The sequence below is a fragment of the Streptomyces sp. NBC_00316 genome, from assembly GCF_036158715.1.
Lineage (GTDB): Bacteria > Actinomycetota > Actinomycetes > Streptomycetales > Streptomycetaceae > Streptomyces.
This window is the reverse complement of sequence record NZ_CP108023.1, coordinates 7241039-7264729: the sequence shown is the minus strand read 5'-3', so window position 1 is coordinate 7264729 and position 23691 is coordinate 7241039. Positions and strand designations below refer to the sequence as shown.

The 23691-nt window shown below is 70.6% G+C and carries 21 protein-coding genes; 3 read left to right on the top strand and 18 right to left on the bottom strand.

Going from position 1 to position 23691, the window contains the following annotated elements; genetic code table 11:
• Window positions 1–866: 866 nt before the first annotated feature.
• The 13 genes from nusB to OG878_RS32295 all read right to left on the bottom strand — a co-directional run bounded on the left by nusB (window position 867) and on the right by OG878_RS32295 (window position 14203).
• Window positions 867–1298: a transcription antitermination factor NusB gene (nusB, locus tag OG878_RS32355; protein ID WP_030918905.1), complete on the bottom strand. Its 432-nt coding sequence runs from the start codon at window positions 1296–1298 to the stop codon at window positions 867–869.
• A gap of 2 nt (window positions 1299–1300) precedes the next feature.
• Window positions 1301–1867 carry an elongation factor P gene (gene efp, locus OG878_RS32350; protein ID WP_030918902.1) on the bottom strand — a complete coding sequence of 189 codons (567 nt, stop codon included), beginning with the start codon at window positions 1865–1867 and terminating at the stop codon, window positions 1301–1303.
• A gap of 49 nt (window positions 1868–1916) precedes the next feature.
• Window positions 1917–3023, bottom strand: coding sequence for an aminopeptidase P family protein (locus OG878_RS32345; protein WP_328890052.1), 1107 nt, complete (start codon window positions 3021–3023; stop codon window positions 1917–1919).
• Window positions 3024–3157: 134 nt separating this feature from the next.
• Window positions 3158–3979 carry a Pro-rich N-terminal domain-containing protein gene (locus OG878_RS32340; protein WP_328890051.1) on the bottom strand — a complete coding sequence of 274 codons (822 nt, stop codon included), beginning with the start codon at window positions 3977–3979 and terminating at the stop codon, window positions 3158–3160.
• Window positions 3980–4117: 138 nt separating this feature from the next.
• A complete protein-coding gene (gene aroQ, locus OG878_RS32335; protein ID WP_328890050.1) occupies window positions 4118–4558 on the bottom strand; it encodes a type II 3-dehydroquinate dehydratase in 441 nt (146 codons plus the stop codon).
• The gene (gene aroB, locus OG878_RS32330) at window positions 4555–6201 is read right to left on the bottom strand and encodes a 3-dehydroquinate synthase (protein WP_328890049.1); all 1647 of its coding nucleotides are present in this window, start codon (window positions 6199–6201) and stop codon (window positions 4555–4557) included. Before aroB ends, aroQ begins: the two co-directional genes overlap by 4 nt.
• On the bottom strand, window positions 6198–7382 hold the full coding sequence (gene aroC / locus OG878_RS32325) for a chorismate synthase (protein WP_277325108.1): 1185 nt from the start codon (window positions 7380–7382) through the stop codon (window positions 6198–6200). Before aroC ends, aroB begins: the two co-directional genes overlap by 4 nt.
• A gap of 147 nt (window positions 7383–7529) precedes the next feature.
• Window positions 7530–8357: a shikimate dehydrogenase gene (locus tag OG878_RS32320; RefSeq protein WP_328890048.1), complete on the bottom strand. Its 828-nt coding sequence runs from the start codon at window positions 8355–8357 to the stop codon at window positions 7530–7532.
• Window positions 8354–10147 (bottom strand): endolytic transglycosylase MltG, encoded by a 1794-nt coding sequence (mltG, locus tag OG878_RS32315; RefSeq protein ID WP_328890047.1) that lies wholly within the window; start codon window positions 10145–10147, stop codon window positions 8354–8356. Before mltG ends, OG878_RS32320 begins: the two co-directional genes overlap by 4 nt.
• Window positions 10148–10241: 94 nt before the next feature.
• A complete protein-coding gene (gene ruvX, locus OG878_RS32310) occupies window positions 10242–10715 on the bottom strand; it encodes a Holliday junction resolvase RuvX (protein ID WP_328891456.1) in 474 nt (157 codons plus the stop codon).
• An 8-nt stretch (window positions 10716–10723) separates the two neighbouring features.
• The gene (gene alaS / locus OG878_RS32305) at window positions 10724–13393 is read right to left on the bottom strand and encodes an alanine--tRNA ligase (protein ID WP_328890046.1); all 2670 of its coding nucleotides are present in this window, start codon (window positions 13391–13393) and stop codon (window positions 10724–10726) included.
• Window positions 13393–13746: a DUF6167 family protein gene (locus OG878_RS32300; RefSeq protein ID WP_328890045.1), complete on the bottom strand. Its 354-nt coding sequence runs from the start codon at window positions 13744–13746 to the stop codon at window positions 13393–13395. Before OG878_RS32300 ends, alaS begins: the two co-directional genes overlap by 1 nt.
• A 7-nt stretch (window positions 13747–13753) precedes the next feature.
• Window positions 13754–14203 (bottom strand): DUF948 domain-containing protein, encoded by a 450-nt coding sequence (locus tag OG878_RS32295; RefSeq protein ID WP_328891455.1) that lies wholly within the window; start codon window positions 14201–14203, stop codon window positions 13754–13756.
• Between the two features lie 174 nt (window positions 14204–14377).
• On the opposite strand from OG878_RS32295, the gene OG878_RS32290 reads away from it, so the two are divergent.
• Window positions 14378–16627, top strand: coding sequence for an ATP-binding protein (locus tag OG878_RS32290; RefSeq protein WP_328890044.1), 2250 nt, complete (start codon window positions 14378–14380; stop codon window positions 16625–16627).
• Between the two features lie 17 nt (window positions 16628–16644).
• Here the strand turns inward: OG878_RS32290 and rpsD are convergent, their stop codons facing one another.
• Entirely contained in the window at window positions 16645–17259 is a 615-nt protein-coding gene (gene rpsD, locus OG878_RS32285; protein WP_277325114.1) for a 30S ribosomal protein S4, read from the bottom strand.
• Between the two features lie 188 nt (window positions 17260–17447).
• Here rpsD and OG878_RS32280 point away from each other — a divergent pair, with 188 nt between their 5' ends.
• Window positions 17448–18149: a DUF2470 domain-containing protein gene (locus tag OG878_RS32280; protein ID WP_328890043.1), complete on the top strand. Its 702-nt coding sequence runs from the start codon at window positions 17448–17450 to the stop codon at window positions 18147–18149.
• A 17-nt stretch (window positions 18150–18166) separates the two neighbouring features.
• Here the strand turns inward: OG878_RS32280 and OG878_RS32275 are convergent, their stop codons facing one another.
• From OG878_RS32275 to OG878_RS32260, 4 genes are all read right to left on the bottom strand, one after another.
• Window positions 18167–19549 carry a replication-associated recombination protein A gene (locus tag OG878_RS32275; RefSeq protein ID WP_328890042.1) on the bottom strand — a complete coding sequence of 461 codons (1383 nt, stop codon included), beginning with the start codon at window positions 19547–19549 and terminating at the stop codon, window positions 18167–18169.
• Between the two features lie 66 nt (window positions 19550–19615).
• Window positions 19616–20251, bottom strand: a complete 636-nt coding sequence (locus tag OG878_RS32270) for a vitamin K epoxide reductase family protein (RefSeq protein WP_328890041.1) — start codon at window positions 20249–20251, stop codon at window positions 19616–19618.
• A gap of 335 nt (window positions 20252–20586) precedes the next feature.
• Window positions 20587–21849, bottom strand: a complete 1263-nt coding sequence (gene hisS, locus OG878_RS32265) for a histidine--tRNA ligase (RefSeq protein ID WP_328890040.1) — start codon at window positions 21847–21849, stop codon at window positions 20587–20589.
• Between the two features lie 14 nt (window positions 21850–21863).
• Window positions 21864–22550, bottom strand: a complete 687-nt coding sequence (locus OG878_RS32260; protein WP_328890039.1) for an MBL fold metallo-hydrolase — start codon at window positions 22548–22550, stop codon at window positions 21864–21866.
• Window positions 22551–22709: 159 nt separating this feature from the next.
• Between OG878_RS32260 and OG878_RS32255 the strand changes: the two genes are divergently transcribed.
• The gene (locus tag OG878_RS32255) at window positions 22710–23501 is read left to right on the top strand and encodes a peptidylprolyl isomerase (protein ID WP_328890038.1); all 792 of its coding nucleotides are present in this window, start codon (window positions 22710–22712) and stop codon (window positions 23499–23501) included.
• Window positions 23502–23691 lie beyond the last annotated feature (190 nt).

Below are 23691 nucleotides of genomic sequence, written 5' to 3'. Positions count from 1 at the left end.
AGCCCCGAAGAAACGTAACGCCGGGTTGCCCGGGTCCCCATTCGGGCCCCGGGCACCCCGGCGTTTTTGCTGCCGCGATCCCTGCGGTGCGGGGTTCGGGGTTCGAGGTTCCGTCCTCAATCGCCGGACGGGCTTGGGTGTCCGCCCCGGGCCGTGGGGGCGCCGTCGCCCCTGCCCGGTGGTGGGGCGGGTGGTGCCCCTCCGGGGCGTCTCCTCCGGACTGGCGCGGAAGCCGGCAACGCGGACGAGCCCGGCAGCTGCGCCAGCCCCTGCGGGGACTCCCCTGCACGGCCCCACCCATGTATCACCCGCGTCTGCACCCCGGTGGTCGTAACAGGCCCCCGCCCCCGGATGTCGTAACAAGAAGACGCCGCGGAGGTCGTAACAAGAAGGCCCCCCGGTGGTCGTGACAGGAAGGCCCACCCGCCCGCAGGCGCGCACCGGCCGGTCCGGGGACGTGCAGGGGGGTCCCCGCAGGACGACGAACAAAGACCCGGGCTCCCCCGACGACGAACCCGAACGTTCGTCGTTTGAGGAGACACCCCGGAGGGGCCCCGGACCACCACCCACCGAACCAAGGCGACCGCACCCCCGGAGAACGGCGCCGGCCATCAAGCCCGTCCGGCGATTGAGGACGGAACCGCCCGCCCCGGAGGGGCCCCGGACACCACCCACCGGAGAAAGGCGACGGCAAACTCCCGACCCGGGGCGGACACCCCAAGCCCGTCCGGCGATTGAGGACGGAACCCCCCGCCCCGAGACAGGGGCACACCACCACGAACGACGACCCGACCAGGGGCCCCGCACGCCGAAGGGCCCACGGTCACGTGACCGTGGGCCCTTCGTGGGCTGAACGCCGCCGGAGGCTAGGCCTCCCGGCGAAGGTTCGGCTTGAGGTCCTTGAAACGGGCCAGCAGGCCGTTCACGAAGGACGGGGAATCGTCGGTGGAGAACTCCTTGGCGAGCTGGACCGCCTCGTCGATCACCACCGCGTCCGGCGTCCCGTCCACCCAGATCAGCTCGTACGCACCGAGCCGCAGGATGTTCCGGTCGACGACCGGCATGCGGTCGATCTCCCAGTCCACGGCATAGGTGATGATGAGGTCGTCGATCCGGTCGGCGTACTGCGCGTACCCCTCGACGAGCTCCATCGTGTACTCGGTGACGGGCGGCTGACGGGTGTCGGACCGCGAGAGCCGCACCCAGTCCGCGAGGACCGTCTGCACGGACTCACCGCGCTGGTCGGCCTCGAAGAGGATCTGGAAGGCTCGCTTGCGGGCCGTGTTCCGAGCAGCCACGGTTAGCTGTTCACCCGGCCGAGGTAGTCGCCCGTGCGGGTGTCGACCTTGATCTTCTCACCCGTGGTGATGAAGAGCGGGACGCCGATCTCGTAACCGGTCTCCAGCGTGGCGGGCTTGGTGCCGCCGGTGGAGCGGTCGCCCTGCACGCCCGGGTCGGTGTGCTGGATGGTCAGCTCGACGGCGGCCGGCAGCTCGACGTAGAGGACCTCGCCCTCGTGCTGGGCCACGGAGGCGGTGAAGCCCTCGATCAGGAAGTTGGCGGCGTCGCCGACAGCCTTGCGGTCGACCATGAGCTGGTCGTAGGTGTCCATGTCCATGAAGACGAAGTACTCGCCGTCCATGTACGAGAACTGCATGTCGCGGCGGTCGATGGTGGCCGTCTCGACCTTCACGCCGGCGTTGAACGTCTTGTCGACGACCTTGCCGGAGAGCACGTTCTTGAGCTTGGTGCGCACGAAGGCCGGGCCCTTGCCGGGCTTGACGTGCTGGAACTCGACGACGGACCAGAGCTGGCCTCCGTCGAGCTTGAGCACCAGGCCGTTCTTGAGGTCGTTCGTGGAAGCCACGGTTGCGGAATCTCCTGGACTGAAGCTGGTGGACGACCGAGGATGCGCGCTAGAGCGCGAGCAGCTCCTTGGTCGTAATGGTGAGTAGCTCGGGTCCGCCGTCCGCCTCGGGGCGCACGACGAGCGTGTCATCGATCCGGACCCCGCCCCGGCCCGGGAGGTGGACCCCCGGTTCGACGGTGACCGGCACACAAGCGTCCAGTTTACCCATGGCTGCCGGTGCCAGCTGCGGGTCCTCGTCGATTTCGAGCCCCACGCCGTGCCCGGTCCAGGGTGCGAGGCACTCGCCGTGGCCCGCGGAGTCCAGGAGATGACGGGCCGCGTGGTCCACATCGCGGTACGCGGTGCCGGGCAGCAATGCCTCGCGTCCGGCCCGCTGAGCGGCGAAAACCAGGTCGTACAGGTCGATCTGCCAGGAGGCCGGCGCGGTCCCGATGACGAACGTGCGGCCGATCTCGCACCGGTAGCCGCGGTAGTTCGCGCCGAGGCAGACGGAGAGGAAATCTCCCTCCTCCACGCGCCGGTCCGACGGCCGGTGACGGCCCTGGCCCGAGTTGGGTCCGGTGGCGACGGAGGTCGAGAAGGCGGGTCCGTCGGCGCCGTGGTCCACCAGCCGCCGTTCCAGTTCCAGGGCGAGATGCCGTTCGGTGCGGCCGACGAGGATCGACTCGAGGAGTTCCCCGAGCGCCTGGTCGGTGATCTCGGCGGCGATCCGCAGGCAGGCGATCTCCTCCTCGTCCTTGACGATGCGCAGCTGCTCCACCGTGGCGCCGAGGTCGGCCAGCTGGAGCCGCGGGGCGACCGCGTGCATGGCCCGATGACGGGACACCGTCAGATCGTGCTCCTCGACGGAGAGCGATTCCGCGCCGGAGGAGGTGGCCAGGTCGGCGGCGGCGACCACCGGATCGCCGTCGGCGGCGGGCAGCAGGGCCAGCCGCAGCTGGTCATCGGTGTGCCCCTGGACAGGATCGCCGGTCGGCGCGTGGGGGCAGAGCAGGACGTCCTCCTCGGGGCCGAGCAGCAGCACGGCGCCCGGGGGCGCGCCACCGGCGAGGTAGCGGACGTTGGCGGGGCGGGAGACGAGAGCGGCCGCGGATCCGACGGCGGCGCACCGGTCGCGCAGCAGCCCGCGGCGGACGGTGTACACCTCTGACATGCCACGAGCCTACGAGCGGGAGCCCCGGGCTGCGCGGTCAGCGCACCCGACCGGGGGGGGCCGCGGCCGCCGGGCCGCAGCGGCGGGGCGGGGCAGGGCTCAGCCGTGCGGGAGCGGCACCGTCCGCCCCGTCGTCACCATGTGGGCGGGCTGGCTATGGAGCGGGCGAGAATGTCGTCGAGGACGCGGGCCGTGGTCTCCACGTCGTACGTGGAGTTGTCGATGATCGGCAGCCCCGAGCCGTACCAGCCCGCCATCCGGCCGTGGATCCGGGCGACCTCCTCGTCCGACAGGCGGCGGTTGCCGCTGCGGGCGGCGTTGCGCTCCAGCACGATCTCCAGGCCGGGGAGGAGCACCACGGGCAGCAGACCGGGGCCCACATGGCGCTTCCAGCCGCCGAGGCCCACGACCGGACGGTCGGGGAAGACCGCGTCGTCGAGGATGCAGGAGATGCCGTTGGCCAGGAAGTTGCGGGCGGCGAAGCCGCAGGTGCGGCGGGCCAGACGGTACTGGACCTCCGAGTGGTCGTTCCATCCGGCCTGCGGGTCGGCGAAGCCGGAGCAGACCCATTCGCGGACATCGTCGAGGCTGACGTGTGCCGTCGGGACCCGGCGGCGGCTGGCCCACAGCTTGGCCACGGTGGTCTTGCCGGCGCCCGCGGGACCGATCAGAAGAACGGCGAGGGTCGCCGTGCCCGTGCCCGGTTCTGTCGGTGGTGCGGGCAGGGGGACAGGTCCGCCGGGGGGCAGCTGGATGTGCCCGGTGGTCTCCCGGGAGACGGGTGCGGGGGCGTGGTGCGGGGCGGGCCCGGCCCAGCCCTGGCCCTGGGGCGCAGGAGGGGGCGGTGGCCCCGGCGGACCGGGATGGCCGGGGTGCTGGGCCTGGTGCGTCCAGCCGGCAGGTCCGTTTCCGGGTCCTTCGGGCGGCGGCAGCGGGGCCCCCACTGCGTGCTGCATCCGGTGCCACTCCGTCTCGTACAGGCAACTGGCGCTGGTGGAACGGCAACCGTACCGTCCCCGGCCGCCGTGGAGACAACGGCCGGGGACGGTACGGAGTGCCCCGTCGACCCGTGGGCCGACCGGTGCGCCCGTCTGTCAGTCGGTCAGTTCGTCCGCGAGGGCGCGGAGTGCGAGCCGGTAGGAGCCGATCCCGAATCCGGCCACGGTGCCCGTGGCGACCGGCGCGACCACGGAGTGGTGGCGGAATTCCTCCCGTGCGTACGGGTTCGAGATGTGCACCTCGATCAGCGGGGCGGTGCGCTGGGCGGCCGCGTCCCGCATTCCGTACGAGTAGTGGGTGAACGCCCCCGGGTTGAGAACGACCGGAACCGAACCGTCCGCGGCCTCGTGCAGCCAGCGGATCAGCTCGCCCTCGTCGTTGGTCTCCCGGACGTCGACGTCGAAGCCGAGCTCCTTGCCGAGCGCCTGACAGGCATCGACGAGTCCGGCGTACGACGTCGCTCCGTACACGTCGGGCTCGCGGGAGCCGAGCCGGCCGAGGTTCGGCCCGTTCAGCACGAAGACCCTGCGGGTCATGCCGACACCTCCCCGTACGCGGCGAGCAGCACGGCCGGGTCGGGGCCCTCCAGGACGGTGGGCTTGCCCAGTCCGTCGAGGACGACGAAGCGCAGCAGGTCGCCGCGGGACTTCTTGTCGACCTTCATGTTCTCCAGCAGCTTGGGCCACTGGTCGCCGCGGTAGGTGAGGGGCAGCCCGACGGACTCCAGGACCGCGCGGTGCCGGTCGGCGGTGGCGTCGTCGAGTCGGCCGGCCAGCCGGCCCAGCTCGGCGGCGAAGACCATCCCGATGGAGACGGCCGCACCGTGGCGCCACTTGTAGCGCTCGTTCTTCTCGATGGCGTGGCCGAGGGTGTGACCGTAGTTGAGGATCTCGCGGAGCCCCGACTCCTTGAGGTCGCTGGAGACGACCTCGGCCTTGACCCGGATGGAGCGCTCGATCAGCTCGGCCGTGTGCGGTCCGGCGGGCGTACGGGCGCCTTCCGGGTCGGCCTCGATCAGGTCGAGGATCGCCGGGTCGGCGATGAAGCCGGCCTTGATGATCTCGGCCATGCCGCTGACGTAGTCGTTCACGGGCAGCGAGTCGAGGGCGGCGAGGTCGCAGAGCACCCCGGCCGGCGGGTGGAAGGCGCCGACGAGGTTCTTGCCCTCGGCGGTGTTGATGCCGGTCTTCCCGCCGACTGCCGCGTCGACCATGGCGAGCACGGTCGTCGGCACGGCGATCCAGCGCACTCCGCGCAGCCAGGTGGCCGCGACGAACCCGGCCACATCGGTGGTGGCGCCCCCGCCGACACCGACGATGACATCGGTGCGCGTGAAGCCGGTCTGGCCGAGTGCCTTCCAGCAGTACGCCGCGACCTCGACGGTCTTGGCCTCCTCGGCGTTCGGCAGCTGGATGGCGATGGCCTCGTAGCCCTGGTCTGCGAGGTCCTGACGGACCGCGTCACCGGTCTCGGCGAGGGCTTCGGGGTGCAGGACTGCGACGCGCCGGGCGCGGTCGCCGATGAGCGAGGGCAGCTCGCCGAGCAGCTGCCGGCCGACCAGCACCTCGTACGGGTCGGTGCCCGCGCTTCCGGCGATCTGGATGCGCGTGGGTGCCTGGTCCGTCATGTGTGTGTTCTCCCGGCCGGGCGCGGCGGGGTCGCCCGCGCGCTCCGGCAGTTCCAGTGCGTCGAGGACCGCCTGGGCGACCTCTTCGGGGGTGCGCCCGTCGGTGGCGACGGTCGCCCGCGCCACTTCGGTGTACAGATGGCGGCGCGCGTCCATCAGTTCACGCCACTGCCGGCGCGGGTTGACGGCGAGCAGCGGGCGCGCCGTGTTCAGCCCGACCCGCTTGACGGCCTCCTCCACGTCCATCGACAGATAGGCGACGGGGTGGCCGGTGAGCAGGACGCGGGTCGTCTCGTCGAGTACGGCTCCGCCGCCGAGGGAGAGGACGCCCGTGTGCTCGGCGAGTGCGGTGTGTACCGCCTGTCGCTCCAGCTCGCGGAAGTGCTCCTCGCCCTCGTCGTAGAAGATCTCCGAGATCGGCTTGCCCGCCGTGGCCACCACGTCCGCGTCGGTGTCCCGGTAGGTGCTGCCAAGGCGGTCGGCGAGCAGCTCGCCGACCGTGGACTTGCCGACGCCCATCGGGCCGACGAGGACGATCAGCGGGCCGCTCATCGGATCTGGAGGTGGTCGAGGTACGACTGCACGTTGCGGTGCGTCTCGGGGACGCTGTCGCCGCCGAACTTCTCCGCGACGGCGTCGGCCAGGACCAGCGCGACCATCGCCTCGGCGACGATCCCGGCGGCCGGCACGGCACAGACATCGGAGCGCTGGTGGTGGGCCTTGGCGGGCTCACCCGTGACGACGTCGACGGTGGCGAGCGCGCGGGGCACGGTCGCGATGGGCTTCATCGCGGCGCGGACCCGCAGCAGCTCACCGGTGGTCAGACCGCCTTCGGTACCGCCGGACCTGCCGGACGCACGCTTGATGCCGTCCTCGGTGACCAGGATCTCGTCGTGCGCCTTCGAGCCGGGGACCCGGGCCAGGTCGAAGCCGTCGCCGACCTCGACACCCTTGATGGCCTGGATGCCCATGAGGGCGGCAGCGAGGCGGGCGTCGAGACGGCGGTCCCAGTGCACGTGCGAGCCGAGGCCGACCGGCACCCCGTACGCCAGCACCTCGACCACACCGCCGAGGGTGTCGCCGTCCTTGTGGGCCTGGTCGATCTCGGCGACCATCTCCTTGCTCGCCGCGGCATCGAGGCAGCGCACCGGGTCGGCGTCGAGCTTCTCGACATCGGCGGGCGTGGGATAGACACCGTAGGGCGCCTTGGCCGCGGCCAGCTCGACCACATGGCTGACGATTTCGATGCCCGCGGTCTCCTTGAGGTACGACCGCGCGACGGCGCCGAGCGCCACCCGGGCCGCGGTCTCCCGGGCGCTGGCGCGCTCCAGGACGGGCCGGGCCTCGTCGAAGCCATACTTCTGCATCCCCGCGAGGTCGGCGTGACCGGGGCGGGGACGGGTCAGCGGGGCGTTACGGGCCAGCGCGGCCAGCTCGTCGGGGTCGACCGGGTCGGCCGACATGACCTGCTCCCACTTCGGCCATTCGGTGTTGCCCACCATCACGGCGACCGGGGACCCCATGGTGAGCCCGTGGCGCACCCCGCCCAGGAAGGTGACCTCGTCCTTCTCGAACTTCATACGCGCCCCGCGGCCATAGCCGAGCCGCCGCCGGGCGAGTGCGTCCGCCACCATCTCCGTGGTGATCGGGACACCGGCGGGAAGACCCTCCAGCGTCGCCACGAGTGCGGGGCCGTGCGACTCCCCCGCGGTCAGCCAGCGCAACCTGCTCAACGGTGCTCCTCATGCTCGCGCCTGGAACTGCAACGGCGCGACCGGGTGCGCGGCCCTGGCCCGCCGCCTCGATCCTCCCACGCCCGGGCCCCCGACCAGGCCGCCGGTCCAGCTGACGGACGGATCGGTGCCCCTCGGGGTGTGGGGTCAGCGGGTGGCGAGTGCCGCTTCGCCGGCCTGGCGCATGGCTGCGAGAGGGGCGGGCGAGCACCCTGTCATCTGCTCGACCTGGAGAACGGCCTGGTGAACCAGAAGGTCGAGACCTCCGACGACTGCGCCGCTCCGGGCCGACCAGGCCGCGGCAAGTCCGGTCGGCCAGGGCTCGTACAGCACATCGAAGAGCGTGCCGGGAGTCGCCGGCACCGCACCGGTGAGCGCGTCCGTGGTGCCGGCCGGCGTGGTGGCGATCACCAGGGGTGCGTGCAGCGCCTGCTGCGCGTCCGCCCAGTCGGCGATCCGTACGTCGACGCCGAGCCGCTCGCCCCAGCCGCGCATCTCGTCGCCGCGCTCGCGGCTGCGTACATAGGCGGTGACCGGTCCCGTGCAGATCTCCGACAGTGCGGCGAGCGCGGAGGACGCGGTGGCTCCGGCGCCGAGGACGGCGGCGGATTCGGTCTTCTCGACGCCGCGCTCACGCAGCGCGGCGACCATGCCGGGGATGTCGGTGTTATCGCCGACACGGCGGCCGTCCTCGGTGAAGACCACAGTGTTGACGGCCTCGACGGAGGACGCGGTCGCGCTGACCGAGTCGAGCAGCGGGATGATCGCGCGCTTCAGCGGCATGGTCAGTGACAGGCCGGCCCAGGAGGCGTCGAGCCCTTCGACGAAGCCGGGAAGCCCGGCCTCGTCCACGTCGAAGCGGTCGTACGACCAGTGGGAGAGGCCGAGTTCCGCGTATGCGGCACGGTGCAGGACCGGGGAGAGCGAGTGGGCGATGGGCGAGCCGAGTACGGCTGCCCGGCGGATGGTGCTCACTGCCCCGACTTCTCCTGTTCGTACTTCTTGCGATTGCGCTCGTGCTCTTCGTTGGTCGTCGCGAACAGCGTCTTGTCCTCGGTGACGGAGACGAAGTAGTACCAGGGCCCGGGCGTGGGGTTGATCGCCGAGTGGAGAGCGGCCGCGCCGGGGTTGTTGATGGGACCGGGCGGCAGACCGTGGACGTAGTACGTGTTGTACGGGTCCTTGAACTTCCGCAGGTCCGACACCGGGCCCGTGTCCAGCGTGCTCTGCGCCTTGGCGTAGTTCACCGTGGAGTCGAAGTCGAGCAGCCCGTAGGTCTCGGTGTTGTTGGGCTTGAGCCGGTTGTAGACGACCCGCGCGACCTTGTCGAAGTCCCGCTTGTACTTGCCCTCTGCCTGCACGAGGCTGGCGACCGTGATCAGCTGCCAGGGGCTCTTGAGGCCCAGCTTCTTGGCGTTCGGCTCGAGGTCGGCCTTGTCGTACTCCTCGTTGGCCCGGGAGACCATCTTCTTGAGGACGGCCTCGGGCTTCATCTCGTTGGTGACCGGGTAGGCCGCCGGGTAGAGGAAGCCCTCCAGCCGGTCGTCGACGACCGGGTCGTCCTCGGCCCAGTCCGGCAGCCCGAGACTGCCGGCGTTCTTCTTGGCGACGTCGCCGGTGGTGCCGGCCTTGAGGCCGAGCTTCTTGTCGATCAGCTTGTAGACGTTCCTGTTGGTCGTGCCCTCAGGAATGATCAGCAGATTCTGGCTCTTGGGGTCGACCATCATCTTCACGGCCTCGGCCGCGGACATCTGCTTCTTGAGCAGATAGACGCCCGCCTGGATCGAGTTCCCCTTGGGGTTCTCGACCTGCGCCGAGATGAAGGCGTCGACGCTCTTGACGACGCCCTTCTCCTTCAGGATGTTGCCGATCTCGTTGCCCAGAGCGCCCTTCGGGATCTCGACCTCGACCGTGCCGGAGCCCTGGCCCGAGTAGTCGGGCGCGGGGCCGAACTGGTTCTGGTAGTACGTGTATCCGGCATAGCCGGCCGCGCCGAGTCCGCCGACGAGGACCAGGGAGACGACGAGGCAGGCACAGCCGTTGCGGCCCTTCTTCTTCCCCTTGCCCCGGCGCTCGCTGCCACCGTCCCTGCGCGGATCGCGCGGGTCGTCGTCGTACTCGTCATCGTCGTCGCGGGGGCTCCGGCCGGCCCGGTCGTCGTCGACGCCCGTGAAGAACGGGTGCGTCTCCTCCTCCGGCACGTCCGGGTCCCAGTCGGGGTTCCGTGGCGGGGCCTGCTCCGCCACGGCCTCGCGCCGGCCCGGGGGCTGCGGCGGCGGGTACGCCTCGGGGGTGCCGTAGTAGTCCTGCTCCGCGCCGTAGCCCGCCGACCGGTTTCCGTACGGGTCCTGCGGATGGCCGTCGTAGGGCATCGCGACGGGCTGCTGGCCGGTGCCCCAGCCGCCGTCGTACTGCGACTGCTGGGGAGCCTGCTGCGCGTACGGGTCGTGCGACTGCTGGGGGGCCTGCTGTGCATACGGGTCGTGCGACTGCTGAGGAGCCTGCTGTGCATACGGGTCATGCGGCTGCTGCGGCTGCGCATAGGGCCCCTGCGCATACGGATCCTGCGGGGAGCCGTACTGCTGCGGCTGCTGGGGGTACGTCTGCTGCGGCTGCTGCTGGGCGTAGGGGTCCTGCGGGTAGGGCTGCTGCTGGCCGCCGTACTGGTTCTGGGCAGACTGCTGGCCTCCCCATCCCTGGTCCCCGTACAGGGGATCCTCGGGATGCCACGGTTCGGAGCCGGGGCCCCGGCCATACTCAGTCATCGATCCCCTAGAGCCGCGAGACAGGTTCCGCCTCTTCGCTGTGCAGTGTTTGTTCGAACACCGCCGCATCGCGCGGAACGTTACCGTATCGCGATCAGACAACCACTTCGACGCCTTCGCCCGGAGCTTTACCTGACGCCCGCTCCGACTCCAGAGCGTTCTGGAGGATCACCACAGCGGCAGCCTGGTCGATGACAGACCGGCCCTTCTTGGACTTCACACCCGAGGCACGCAGCCCCTGGCTCGCCGTCACTGTGGTCATCCTCTCGTCCACCAATCGCACCGGAATGGGTGCGGCCGAGCGGGCGACCTCCTGGGCGAAGGCCCGGACCTTGGCCGCGGCCGGCCCCTCACCGCCGCCCAGGGATCGGGGCAGACCGATGATGATCTCGATGGGCTCGTACTCCTCGACGATCTGTCCCAGCCGCCGGTGGGCGGCCGGGACGTCGCGTCCCGGCACGGTCTCCACCGGCGTGGCGAGGATCCCGTCGGGGTCGCACGAGGCGACCCCGATCCGGGCGTCCCCGACGTCGATCGCGAGGCGACGACCGCGGCGCATGTCCGTCATCCGTCCCGTCACGCCGTCTCGGTCACGAGGCGTTCGACAGCGGCGATGGCTTCGCCGACAGCGGCCGGGTTCTGGCCGCCGCCCTGGGCGACGTCCGGCTTGCCGCCGCCACCGCCGCCGAGGGTCTTGGCTGCCGTACGGACCAGGTCGCCGGCCTTGAGACCGCGCTCGCGGGCGGCCTCGTTGGTGGCGATGACGGTCAGCGGGCGGCCGTTGGCCGTGGTGAACAGGGCCACGACGGCCGCACGGCCACCCTGGATGCGGCCCCGGACGTCGAGGACCAGCTTGCGAAGGTCGTCGGCGGAGGTGCCGTCCGGCACCTGACCGGTGACCAGGGCGACACCGCGTACGTCCTTGGCGGAATCGGTGAGCCCGGCGGCGGCCTGGAGGACCTTCTCCGCGCGGAACTTCTCGATCTCCTTCTCGGCGTCCTTCAGCTTGCCGAGCATGGACGAGATCTTCTCGGGCAGCTCCTCGGGACGGCCCTTGACCAGCTCCTGGAGCTGAGCGACGACCGTGTGCTCCTTGGCGAGGAAGTTGTACGCGTCGACGCCCACGAGGGCCTCGATACGGCGCACACCGGAGCCGATGGACGACTCGCCGAGCAGCTTCACCAGACCCAGCTGGGCGGTGTTGTGGACGTGCGTACCGCCGCACAGCTCCTTGGAGAAGTCGCCGATGGTGACGACGCGGACCCGCTCGCCGTACTTCTCGCCGAACTCGGCGATGGCGCCCTGCTTCTTGGCCTCGTCGATCGACATGACCTCGGCCTGGACGTCGAGCTCCCGCGAGAGGACCTCGTTGATCTTCTGCTCGACGTCGGTGAGGACCGTGCCGGGGACGGCGGCGGGCGATCCGAAGTCGAAGCGGAAGCGGCCCGGCGAGTTCTCCGAACCGGCCTGGGCGGCCGTCGGGCCGAGAGCGTCGCGCAGCGCCTGGTGCGTGAGGTGCGTGGCGCTGTGGGCACGGGCGATGGCGCGACGGCGGGTCAGGTCGATGGCGGCGTGGGCGGAAGCCCCCACCGTCACCTCGCCGACCTGGACGACACCCTTGTGGACATGCACGCCGGGGACGGGCTTCTGCACGTCGCGGACGTCGATCACGGCGCCGGTGTCGGTCCTGATCCGGCCCTGGTCGGCGAGCTGGCCGCCGCCCTCGGCGTAGAACGGGGTGCGGTCGAGGATGATCTCGACCTCGTCGCCCTCGGAGGCGGCGGGAGAGGGGACACCGTCGACGAGGAGGCCGACGACGGTCGACTCGCCCTCGGTCGTCGTGTAGCCGGTGAAGTCGGTGGCCCCGGCGCTGTCGGCGACCTCGCGGTAGGCCGACAGGTCGGCGTGGCCGGTCTTCTTGGCCCGGGCATCGGCCTTGGCGCGGTCCCGCTGCTCCTTCATCAGGCGGCGGAAGCCGTCCTCGTCCACGGCGAGGCCCTGTTCGGCGGCCATCTCCAGGGTGAGGTCGATCGGGAAGCCCCAGGTGTCGTGGAGCAGGAACGCCTTGTCGCCGGCGAGGACCGTGCCGCCGGCGGCCTTGGTCTCCGTGACGGCGGTGTCGAGGATGTTGGTGCCGCCCTTGAGTGCCTTGAGGAAGGCGGCCTCTTCGGCGAGGGCGACGGTCTCGATGCGCTTGCGGTCGGTGATGAGCTCCGGGTACTGCTGCCCCATCGTGTTGATCACGACGTCGACCAGGTCCTTGACGACCGTGCCCGTGGCGCCCATCAGACGCATGTTGCGGATGGCGCGGCGCATGATGCGGCGCAGCACGTAACCGCGGCCCTCGTTGCCGGGGGTGACGCCGTCGCCGATGAGCATGACGGACGTACGGATGTGGTCGGCGACGACGCGCAGCGAGACGTCCGAAGCGTGCTCGGCTCCGTAGCGGACGCCGGTGAGCTCGGTGGCGCGGTCCATGACCACGCGCATGGTGTCGGTCTCGTACATGTTCTGCACGCCCTGCAGGATCATCGCGAGGCGCTCGAGACCGAGACCGGTGTCGATGTTCTTGGACGGCAGGTCGCCGAGGATCGGGAAGTCCTCCTTGCCGTCACCGGCGCCCCGCTCGTACTGCATGAAGACGAGGTTCCAGATCTCCACGTACCGCTCGTCGTTGACGGCCGGACCGCCCTCGACGCCGAACTCGGGGCCGCGGTCGTAGTTGATCTCGGAACAGGGTCCGCACGGGCCGGGGACGCCCATGGACCAGAAGTTGTCCTTCTTGCCGAGGCGCTGGATGCGCTCGGCCGGGACGCCGATCTTGTCGCGCCAGATCTGCTCGGCCTCGTCGTCGTCGAGGTAGACCGTGATCCACAGCCGCTCGGGGTCGAGACCGAAGCCGCCGTCCGCCACGGAGGTGGTGAGAGCCTCCCAGGCGTAGCTGATGGCGCCTTCCTTGAAGTAGTCGCCGAACGAGAAGTTCCCGCACATCTGGAAGAAGGTGCCGTGCCGGGTGGTCTTGCCGACCTCTTCGATGTCCGGCGTACGCACACACTTCTGCACGCTGGTGACGCGGGCGGCGGGCGGCTTGACCTCACCGAGGAAGTACGGCTTGAAGGGGACCATGCCCGCGGGGACCAGCAGCAGAGTCGGGTCGTCCGCGATGAGCGACGCCGAAGGCACGACGGTGTGCCCGCGCTCCTCGAAGAAGCTCAGCCAGCGGCGACGAATTTCAGCCGACTCCATCAGTGGTCCTCATTCCGGTTGTACGAGTTGTAGGGGAGCTTGCGGTAGGCGGTGGCGTCGGCGGCCGGAGCGGGCTCGGCCGCTTCGACCGCACGGGAACGCCGTACGGGGAGTGCGGGGTCGACCGGTGCCTCCAGGCCGAGCGCCTCGCCCAGTTCGGCCTCGCGGCGGACCATGCCGTCGCGGACGTCGAGGGCGAAGTCCTTGAGCCGGTGACCGCTCTCGATCGCCTTGTCCGCGGCGCGCGCGGCGAGGCTCTCGGGGGTCAGCTGCCTGAGCTTTCGGTTGACCTTGGTGGTGGCCCAGACACCGGCGGCTGCGCCGGCGGTGAACCAGAACGTACGGCGGAACATCGCTGCGTCAGTCCTTCGATCCGCGGGAGCTTCTGCCGCCCTGCTTCTTGGCTCGCGCGGACGGCACCGTGCGGCCGACGATCACCGTGCGACGGGGCGCCCGGCGGGCCGGTTCGGCTTCCGGAGCGGTCCGGCGGCCGATGGCCTGACGCACTCCGTATCCGAATGCGGCGACCTTGACGAGCGGTCCGCCGAAGGCCGATGCGACAGTGGTGGAGAGCGCCGAGGCGTTGGAGGTGACCTCCTGGACGTCCGCCGCGATCGCGTCGACCTTGTCGAGCTGGGTCTGCGCGGAGCGCACGGTCGCGGAGGCGTCGGCGAGCAGCGGAACGGCCTGCTCGGTCACTTCCGCCACGAGCTTGGTGGTCGCCCTGAGCGTCTGGGCCAGCCTCACCAGTACGACGGCGAGGAACGACACCAGGATCGCCCAGAAGACGGCCACCAGGATCCCGGCCACCTCTCCACCGGACACGTTGCACCGCTCCCCAGCTGTCGAAAGATTGTCGAATCGTCGTCTCCCGACCCTATCGCGCCAGGGGGCACGCCCCCTACCGCATTACTGGTGGGCGGGGCGGTAGTTGCACAAAGGAGATTGTACGGAGAGCTTCCGGACCAGTACTCTGCGTGTTTCATGCGACGCTCCCAGCGCCCCTGCCCCTCCCCCGACGACTCCCCCGAGGATTCCGCGGACGACTCCCCTCACCATCCGGGCTCCGGCACCACGGCCCGCGGCAATCTCCCGGCGGAACTGAACAGATTCGTGGGGCGCGACGAGCAGCTGGCCGATCTGGGCCGGCTGCTGGCGGAGTCGAGGCTGGTCACCGTGGTCGGGGTGGGCGGCGTCGGAAAGACCCGGTGTGCCACCAGGGCTGCAGCACTTCTGGAGAAACGGTACTGCGACGGGGTCTGGCTGGTGGAGCTGTCCACCGTCCACGACCCCGGCCTGCTGGAACACTCCATGATCGACGCGCTGGGACTCACTGATCACACCAGCCGCCCGCCCCGCACGACGCTCCTCGAACATCTCACCGAGCGTCAACTCCTTCTGGTACTGGACGGTTTCGAGCATCTCGTCGACGCCTGCGCCGAGTTGGTGTGCGCGCTGCTGCGTCGCGCGCCGCGGCTGCAGGTGCTGGCCGCCGGACGGCTGCCCCTGGAGCTGGACGGCGAGCGGACCTACCCGCTCGCGCCGATGGACGACGAGGACGCGATGACGCTGTTCGCGGAGCGGGCCGTGGCGGTGCGGCCGGATTTCCGGCTGACCGAGGAGAACCGCGGACCGGCGCAGGAACTGTGCCGCCGGCTGGACGGGATCCCGCTCGCGCTGGAGCTGGCCGCCGGACGGCTGCGCGCCCTGTCCACGGAACAGGTGGTGCAGCGCCTGGACGACCGCTTCCGGCTGCTGACCGGCAGCAGCCGCAGTGCACTGGCGCGTCATCAGACACTCCGTACGGCCATCGGCTGGAGCCATGAGCTGTGCGCCCCGGAGCAGCGGCTGCTGTGGGCCCGGCTGTCGGTCTTCGCCGGGCAGTTCGACCTGGAGGCCGTCGAGTACATCTGCAGCGGGCCCGAGTTGCCGGCCGAGTCGGTGCTCGATGTGCTGACCGGGCTGCTGGCGCAGTCCGTCGTCCTGCGCGAGGACTCGGCCGTGGGCACCCGCTACCGGATGCTGGACACGGTGCGCGAGTACGGCGCCGACTGGCTGGCGGCCACCGGCGACACGGACCGGCTGCGGCGTCGGCACCGTGACTGGTACCTGGGGCTCGCCACCTGGTGCGAGCTCGACTGGTTCAGCCCGCGGCAGGGCGAGGTGGCGGCCCGGGCGGAGTGCGAACTGCCCAATCTCCGCCGGGCGATGGAGTGTTCACTGGAAAGCCCGGAAGAGGCCCATCTCGCGCAGTACCTGGCGGGCACCCTCTGGTTCCTGTGGGTCGGCTGCGGGCGCCTCTCGGAGGGGCGGCACTGGCTGAACCACGTCCTGGAGGAGGAGACGCCGTACGAGCCCTCCCGGCTCAAGGCACTGTGGGTGCTCGGGCACGTGGCGGTGCTGCAGGGGGACCCGATCGGGGCGATCTCCGCGCTGCAGGAGTGCCGGGAGGAGGCGGACCGGACCGGCGACCGGGCGGCGCAGGCGTACGCGGTGCACCGCACGGGCTGCCTGGCGCTCGTCACGGACGACATGGTCCGCGCGGAGGAACTGCTGCAGGACGCGCTGGACCGCTACCGCGATCTGGGCGAGCTGAACAGCAATGTGCTGATGGCCCAGATCGAACTGGCGATGGCGGTCGGGTTCCGCGGGGACCTGGCCGCCGCGGCGGCGATCTGCGAGGAGGTCAGGGAGGTCTGCGAGGACCGCGGAGAGCGCTGGGCCCTCTCGTACGCGCTCTATGTGCTGGCGTACGCGGAGCTGCAGCAGGGGCGGCCGGACGGTGCCCGGGAACTGCTCAGGGAGTCCCTGGCGATCGGCCACGCCTTCCACGACCTGCTCGGCTCCGTGCTCACGATGGAGCTGCTGGCCCTGGTCACGGCGATCGAGGGGGATGCGGCGGAGGCGGCGGTGCTGCAAGGGGCAGCCGAGCGCATCTGGCCGTCGGTGGGGCTGCCGCTCTTCGGCTCGGCGTACTACGGAAGACCCCGGGCCGAGTGCGAGGCGCTGGCGCGGCGGGCACTGGGCGACGCACCGTACGAGTCGGGGCGGCTGGCGGGTGCGCGACTGGATCCGGACACTGCCGTGACCAGGGCGCTGGCGAGCCGGCCGGTGGGCCGCCCGGGTGTGCAGGGGCAGCGGCCCGGTCCCGGTCCGGTACCCGCCCGGGACGACAGAACGCGGAAGCCCGCCGCCTCCCCGACGACGGGGAGGGGCGGGCCTGAGCGCTGGTGAGAGCGGCTACGCCTGGATCAGCGGGCGTAGTACTCGACGACGAGCTGCTCGTCGCAGATCACCGGGATCTCCTTGCGGTTCGGGTCCCGGTCAAGGCGGAAGGCCAGGGCCTTCAGGTTCACCTGCAGGTAGCGCGGGGTCTCGCCGTCGGGGGCGTAACCACCCTCGCGGGCCACCTGGAAGGGGTGCTTGTCGCGGCTGCGCTCGCGGACCGTCACGACGTTGTCGGGACGGACGCGGAAGGACGGCTTGTCGACCTTGCGGCCGTCGACCTCGATGTGGCCGTGGACGACCATCTGGCGGGCCTGGTAGATCGTGCGGGCGATGCCCGAACGCAGGACCAGCGCGTCGAGACGGCGCTCGAGCTCGACGACGAGCGCCTCGCCCGTCTTGCCCTCGGCCTTCTTGGCACGGTCGTATGCACGCGCCATCTGGCGCTCGCTGATGTCGTACTGGGCGCGCAGACGCTGCTTCTCGAGCAGACGGACCTTGTAGTCCGAGTTCTGCTTGCGGCCACGGCCGTGCTCGCCCGGCGGGTAGGGGCGGGCCTCGAAGTACTTGACGGCCTTCGGCGTCAGCGCGATACCGAGCGCACGAGACTTCTTGACCTTGGGACGCGACTGATTAGGCACGTTCTCCAGACCTCCGTTGTGGGTTAGGTTAGGCTCACCTTACTCAAGGAGATCGCATGTCTCGCCCTGGGAACACCACACACGTCACGGACAGCACTGACAGCGTCGACGCCAACGAAGGCGCCGATACGACGGAGGACCGATCAGATCGTGGTCAGCCGCGTCCCAGCGGGCTTGAAAACACTCGGATGCCGTCAGCAGCCGAGCGCACACGAACTCTCGTACAGAGTACCTGTTCGGCGGTGCTGCTCATCCCCGGGCTCACCACAACCGGTTTCGACCAGCTGGTGCCGCTCGACCGGAGCGTCGGTCCCGAGGGGGATGTGTTCCTCGAATTCCCCGCCGACTCCCCCGCCGTACGGGCCGCGACGCACGCCCAGGACGACGAGCTCACCGCCGTGCTGGAGATCACGGACGTCGCACCGGTCTCCGTGCCGCACCGCATCCGCGGCCGCGGCCGGGTCTCCGGCCAGCTCACCAGCGTACCGGGCATGGCCGGGCCCGGCCGGATGATGCTGCGGCTGGAGACCGGCGAGGCGTACGTCGACGATCTGTGGGGCGCCCAGCACGTCGAGCCGGAGGAGTTCCGGGACGCGGCCGCCGACCCGCTCGTCGCCCACGAGGCGGAGCTGCTGCAGCATCTGCACGCGGCGCACGGCGAACAGCTGGCGATGCTCAGCGGCCTGCTGGGCGAACGGACCGCCGGCGGCTGCGCCGGTCACCGGCCCGCCGTCGTGCCGGTCGCGCTCGACCGGCACGGGCTGCGGGTGCGCCTCTGCGAGGCCGACGGGCGGTGCTTCGACGCACGCTTCGAGTTCCCCGATCCGGTGCGCGACATCACCGAGCTGCGCCACGCGATGCACACCCTCTTCGATGCTGCCGCCCGCTGAACGTACGCCGGCGAGCCCTACGGCTCCGTCGCACCGTCCGAACCGTCGCGGTCCTCGCGGCCGAGCCGGTCGCGGACTCGGTCCACCACGTCCGCGTACCGCGCCTCGGCGCCGTAGCGCGTGGGCCGGTAGTAGCGCCTGCCGCGGACCGCGTCCGGGGCGTACTGCTGGGCGGCGATACCGCCGGGGACGTCGTGGGGATAGACGTAGCCCTGGGCATGTCCCAGCTTGGCGGCCCCCTTGTAGTGGCCGTCGCGCAGATGGGCCGGGACCGGGCCTGCGAGGCCGCCCCGCACGTCCGCCTGGGCCGCGGAGATCGCCAGCGTCGCCGCATTGGACTTGGGGGCGAGCGCCAGCGCGATCGTGGCATGGCTGAGGGTGAGCGCCGCCTCGGGGAAACCGATCATCGCGACGGCCTGCGCGGCGGCGACCGCCGTGGGCAGCGCCGTCGGGTCGGCGAGGCCGATGTCCTCGCTGGCGGAGATCATCAGCCTGCGGGCGATGAACCGCGGGTCCTCCCCCGCCTCGATCATCCGGGCCAGATAGTGCAGCGCCGCATCCACGTCGGAGCCGCGGATCGACTTGATCAGCGCGCTCGCCACGTCGTAGTGCTGGTCGCCGTCCCGGTCGTACTTCACGGCCGCCCGGTCGACGGTCGCCTCGACCGTGGCGAGGGTGATCTCCTTCTCCTGCGTGGCGAGGGCCGCGCCGGCCGCGGCCTCCAGCGCCGTCAGCGCGCGCCGCGCGTCGCCGCCCGCGATGCGCAGCAGATGCGCCTCCGCGTCCTCGGGGAGCGTGACCGCACCGGCGAGACCGCGCTCGTCGGTCAGGGCGCGGTGCATCAGGGCGCGCAGATCGTCGTCGGTGAGCGATTCGAGGGTCAGGAGCAGCGAGCGCGACAGAAGCGGCGAGATGATCGAGAAGTACGGGTTCTCGGTCGTCGCGGCGATCAGCGTCACCCAGCGGTTCTCCACGGCCGGCAGCAGTGAGTCCTGCTGGGCCTTGGAGAAGCGGTGGATCTCGTCGAGGAAGAGGACGGTCTCCTTGCCGTAGCCACCGGTGGCACGGCGGGCGCCCTCGATGACGGCCCGTACCTCCTTGACGCCCGCGGTGATCGCGGAGAGCTCGACGAAGCGCTTGTTGGTGGCCTTGCTGACCACGTACGCCAGCGTCGTCTTGCCGATACCGGGCGGACCCCAGAGGATCACCGACGACGGGCCGGCGGGTCCGCCGCTCCCTTCGCCGACGAGGCGGCGCAGCGGGGAGCCCGGCTTCAGCAGATGCTGCTGTCCGACGACCTCGTCGAGGCTACGGGGACGCATCCGGACAGCGAGGGGGCTGCTGGACGGGTCCTTCTCCTGGCGGTCTTCGGCAGCTGCGGTAAAGAGGTCGGGCTCCACGTTTTGAAGCCTATGTCACGGCACTGACAGCGCCGCCGGGCCGGTCCCCGCTCCCGGCCCGTCCGGTCAGCTGGTCCAGAAGTCCCACCAGCGGGTCAGGATCAGCATGCCGATGATGCCGACCCAGAGGACCGGCGGTACCCAGTGGAACTCCGTCAGTCCGTTGCGCAGCCAGTTCGGCGCGGGCACGATCCGGTGCTTGATGTTGTGCGTGGTGACGTAGCAGAACATGAAGATCGTCGCGACCCAGGCCAGGCAGCACCACAGGCAGAGCGAGTTGATGTTGTACAGCGACTGGTACTGCAGCCAGGTGCAGAAGCCGACGCCGAAGAGCGTGCCCGCGTTGAGGCCGAGCCAGTACCAGCTGCGGAAACGAGCGCCGGCGAGCAGGGCCAGACCGATCCCGATGACGACGGAGTACGTGGCGAGTCCCAGCATCGGGTTCGGGAACCCGAAGACGGACGCCTGCGCGCTCTTCATGATGTTGCCGCACGAGACGACGGGGTTGAGACTGCAGCCCGGCGTGAAGGTGGGGTCCTCGAGCAGCTTGAACTTGTCGATCGTGATGACCCAGGCGGCGAGGAGGCCGGCGGCACCGGTGATCACCAGCAGCAGCGCGAACGCTCGACCGCCGCCGATGGTCCTCTTCCCGCTGACCTCGTCCTGGTCGGGTGAGGGGTGGTCAACCGCTGCAGTCGTCATATCGCCGTTCCATCAGTGAGTGGCCTGCTGGGCATGGTCATTGTGCCGCACCACCCCACCAGTCATCCGTTCGATGAACATAAAGGTGTGCAGACGAAGCGGCGTCCACGCATTCTCCGCGCCCGGCCCGCCCCCGGCCGTACGGGGCTGCGCAGGCGTTACGGACGACGATCCGGCGCGCCACGGACGCCGCCCCCGCGCCCCGGCCGCGACGGACCTTCCCGGTCCGTTCATGCGCAGGGGTGAAACCCGGCTCGTGAGGTTGACGACACCCGCGACGGAGACGCACTGTGCCCGCCCGGCGGGACCGGGCGGGCACAGGCACAGACGGTGGATCAGGCCAGCTTCTGCTGGATCTCGGCGACCAGCGCGTCGAGCGCGACCGGCTGCTGCTCACCCGACTCCATGTCCTTGAGCTGGACCACGCCCTCGGCAAGATCACGCTCGCCGGCGACGACGGTGAAACGCGCGCCGGAACGGTTGGCGCTCTTCATCGCGCCCTTGAGGCCGCGGCCGCCGAACGCGAAGTCGGTGGCGACGCCCAGCCGGCGCAGCTCCGTCACCTTGGCGAACAGGACCCGTCGGGCCTCCTCGCCGAGCGGCACCGCGAAGACGCTGGTGGACGCGGGCAGTTCGAGCTCGATGCCCTCGGCCTCCAGCGCGAGCACCGTGCGGTCCACGCCGAGTGCCCAGCCGACCGACGGGAGTGCCGGGCCGCCGATCATCTCGGAGAGGCCGTCGTAACGGCCGCCGCCGCCGACCGCGGACTGCGAGCCGAGTCCGTCGTGGACGAACTCGAAGGTGGTCCGGGTGTAGTAGTCGAGGCCACGGACGAGCTTCTCGTCGTCCTCGTACACGACGCCCGCCGCGGTCAGCAGGTCGCGGACCTCCTCGTGGTACGCCTTGCAGGCGTCGCACAGGTAGTCACGCAGCACCGGTGCGCCCACCAGCTGTTTCTGGACCTCGGGGCGCTTGTCGTCGAGGACGCGCAGCGGGTTGAGCTCGATGCGGCGGCGGGTCTCGTCGTCCAGGTCGAGCTCGCGCAGGAACTCCTGGAGCGCGTCCCGGTAGACGGGGCGGCACTCCTTGTCACCCAGCGAGTTCAGCAGGATCCGGAAGTTCCGCAGGCCCAGGGTGCGGTACGCCTGGTCGGCCAGGATGATCAGCTCGGCGTCCAGCGCCGGGTCCTCGGCGCCGATCGCCTCGGCGCCGACCTGCGAGAAGTGCCTGTAGCGGCCCTTCTGCGGGCGCTCGTAGCGGTAGTACGAGCCGGAGTACCAGAGCTTCACCGGCAGGTTGCCGAGCTTGTGGAGGTTGGCCTCCAGCGCGGCGCGCAGCACGGACGCGGTGCCCTCGGGGCGCAGCGCCAGTTCGGAGCCGCCCTTGGTGGTGAGGGTGTACATCTCCTTGGAGACGATGTCGGTGGACTCACCGACCCCGCGCGAGAAGAGCGCGACGTCCTCGAAGCCGGGCGTCTCGATGTAGCCGTAGCCGGAGTTCTTCAGCGGTGCGGCAATCGCCTCGCGCACCGCGAGGTACTTGGCGGAGTCGGGCGGGGTCAGGTCGTACGTGCCCTTGGGGGCCTTGAAGGTGCTCACGGTTCTAACTCTCGTCACATTCCTCGTCGGGGCGCGTCCGCACCCTGCAGATACGGGTTCGAGGCGCGCTCGCGGCCGATGGTCGTCTGGGGGCCGTGGCCGGACAGCACCACGGTCGAGTCGTCGAGCGGCAGGCACACACGGGCCAGCGACTCGAGCAGCTCGGCGTGGTCGCCGCCGGGCAGGTCGGTACGTCCGACGGAGCCGGCGAAGAGCAGGTCGCCCGAGAAGAGGATCTGCGGTACGTCCGCGACCTCGGGCATCCTGAACGTCACCGACCCCTTGGTATGGCCGGGCGCATGCGCGACGCGGAAATCCAGACCGGCCAGCGACAACTGCGCACCGTCGCTCAGCTCCTTGAGGTCGTCCGGCTCCCCCACCGTCAGCTCGCCCATGAGCGGCATCCCGATGGAGCGGCCGAGGGCCTTCTCCGGGTCGCTCATCATGTACCGGTCCTCGGGGTGGATCCAGGCGGGGACGCCGTGCGCGCCGCACACCGGCACGACCGAGGCGACATGGTCGATGTGTCCGTGGGTGAGGACGACGGCGACGGGCTTCAGCCGATGCTTCTTGAGCGCGTCCTCGACTCCCTGGGTGGCCTGGTGGCCCGGGTCGATGATGACGCACTCCTCGCCTGCGGCGGGGGCGACCACGTAGCAATTGGTCCCCCAGGCCCCGGCGGGGAACCCGGCAATGAGCACGATCGTCCTTAATGTTCGTCCGGCGGAGGGATGCCGCGGACTGCATTCGAGAGGGTCGCGGCAGTTCAGAGCCTACCGGCGCTCCTCATTCCACAGCTAACCCATATACGGTACGGGGCAACCCAGGCCCGATCACACGACGTACAAGGAGATCACCCGGTGGTCAGCAGCGATCAGCGGCGGCGGCAGCTCGCCAGGGAGAAGTTCGAGCGGCAGCAGCAGCGCCGGGAGGAGGCCCGCCGCAGGACCAGGCGACTCACCGCCGTCATCGCGTCCGCGCTGGCCGTGGTGGTGGTCGGCGGTGCTGCCACGTACGTCTCGCTCAGCGGGGACGACAAGGGCAAGAGCGACGCGGCGGCAAGCGCGGCCCCGTCCGCGTCCCCGTCGCCCTCGGCGAGCGAGAGCAGCGCACCCGAGCCGGCGATGGAGATCGACAAGAAGGCGAAGTACACGTTCTCGCTGAAGACGAACCAGGGCGCCATAGCGTTCACGATGGACGCGGCGAAGACCCCGCACACGGCGAACTCGTTCAAGTCGCTCGCGGACAAGGGCTTCTTCGACGGCACGAAGTGTCACCGGCTCACCACGCAGGGCATTTTCGTCCTGCAGTGCGGTGACCCGAAGGGCGACGGCACGGGCGGCCCCGGCTACACGATCCCGGACGAGAACCTGACCGCGCTGGGCAAGGCGGGCGCGGACGGTACCGTCACGTACCCGGCGGGCACCGTGGCGATGGCCAACACCGGTCAGCCGCACAGCGGCGGCAGCCAGTTCTTCCTGGTGTACAAGGACAGCAAGCTGCCGCCGACCTACACGCCGTTCGGCACGATGGACGCCGCCTCGCTGAAGGCCGTGAAGGCGGTCGGGACCGCGGGTGTCACCGGCGGTGCGGCCGACGGTGCTCCGAAGAAGGCCGTCACCATCTCGAAGGCGACCGTCGGCAAGGCCTGAGGCGACCGCGGCGGCCGGCCCGGCGTCGCCGGGCCGGCTCGCGGCGCGGGCCGGAGAATTCGCCCGCGCTGAGTGCGGACAGCCGGGTGGCCGGTCGCCTAGATTGGCGTTGTGCAGGGCGGGCGCGCAGCCCGCCCCAGGAAACTGTGGACGATGCCAGGGGGGCGAACCCCCTCACAGGCATCAGGTG

Excerpts from the sequence above, each read along its gene's own strand:
- OG878_RS32345 (WP_328890052.1), bottom strand. The coding sequence starts at position 3,023 with ATGTCAGAGGTGTACACCGTCCGCCGCGGGCTGCTGCGCGACCGGTGC.
- OG878_RS32340 (WP_328890051.1), bottom strand. The coding sequence starts at position 3,979 with ATGCAGCACGCAGTGGGGGCCCCGCTGCCGCCGCCCGAAGGACCCGGA.
- aroQ (WP_328890050.1), bottom strand. The coding sequence starts at position 4,558 with ATGACCCGCAGGGTCTTCGTGCTGAACGGGCCGAACCTCGGCCGGCTC.
- aroB (WP_328890049.1), bottom strand. The coding sequence starts at position 6,201 with ATGAGCGGCCCGCTGATCGTCCTCGTCGGCCCGATGGGCGTCGGCAAG.
- mltG (WP_328890047.1), bottom strand. The coding sequence starts at position 10,147 with ATGACTGAGTATGGCCGGGGCCCCGGCTCCGAACCGTGGCATCCCGAG.
- ruvX (WP_328891456.1), bottom strand. The coding sequence starts at position 10,715 with ATGACGGACATGCGCCGCGGTCGTCGCCTCGCGATCGACGTCGGGGAC.
- alaS (WP_328890046.1), bottom strand. The coding sequence starts at position 13,393 with ATGGAGTCGGCTGAAATTCGTCGCCGCTGGCTGAGCTTCTTCGAGGAG.
- OG878_RS32300 (WP_328890045.1), bottom strand. The coding sequence starts at position 13,746 with ATGTTCCGCCGTACGTTCTGGTTCACCGCCGGCGCAGCCGCCGGTGTC.
- OG878_RS32290 (WP_328890044.1), top strand. The coding sequence starts at position 14,378 with ATGCGACGCTCCCAGCGCCCCTGCCCCTCCCCCGACGACTCCCCCGAG.
- OG878_RS32280 (WP_328890043.1), top strand. The coding sequence starts at position 17,448 with ATGCCGTCAGCAGCCGAGCGCACACGAACTCTCGTACAGAGTACCTGT.
- OG878_RS32270 (WP_328890041.1), bottom strand. The coding sequence starts at position 20,251 with ATGACGACTGCAGCGGTTGACCACCCCTCACCCGACCAGGACGAGGTC.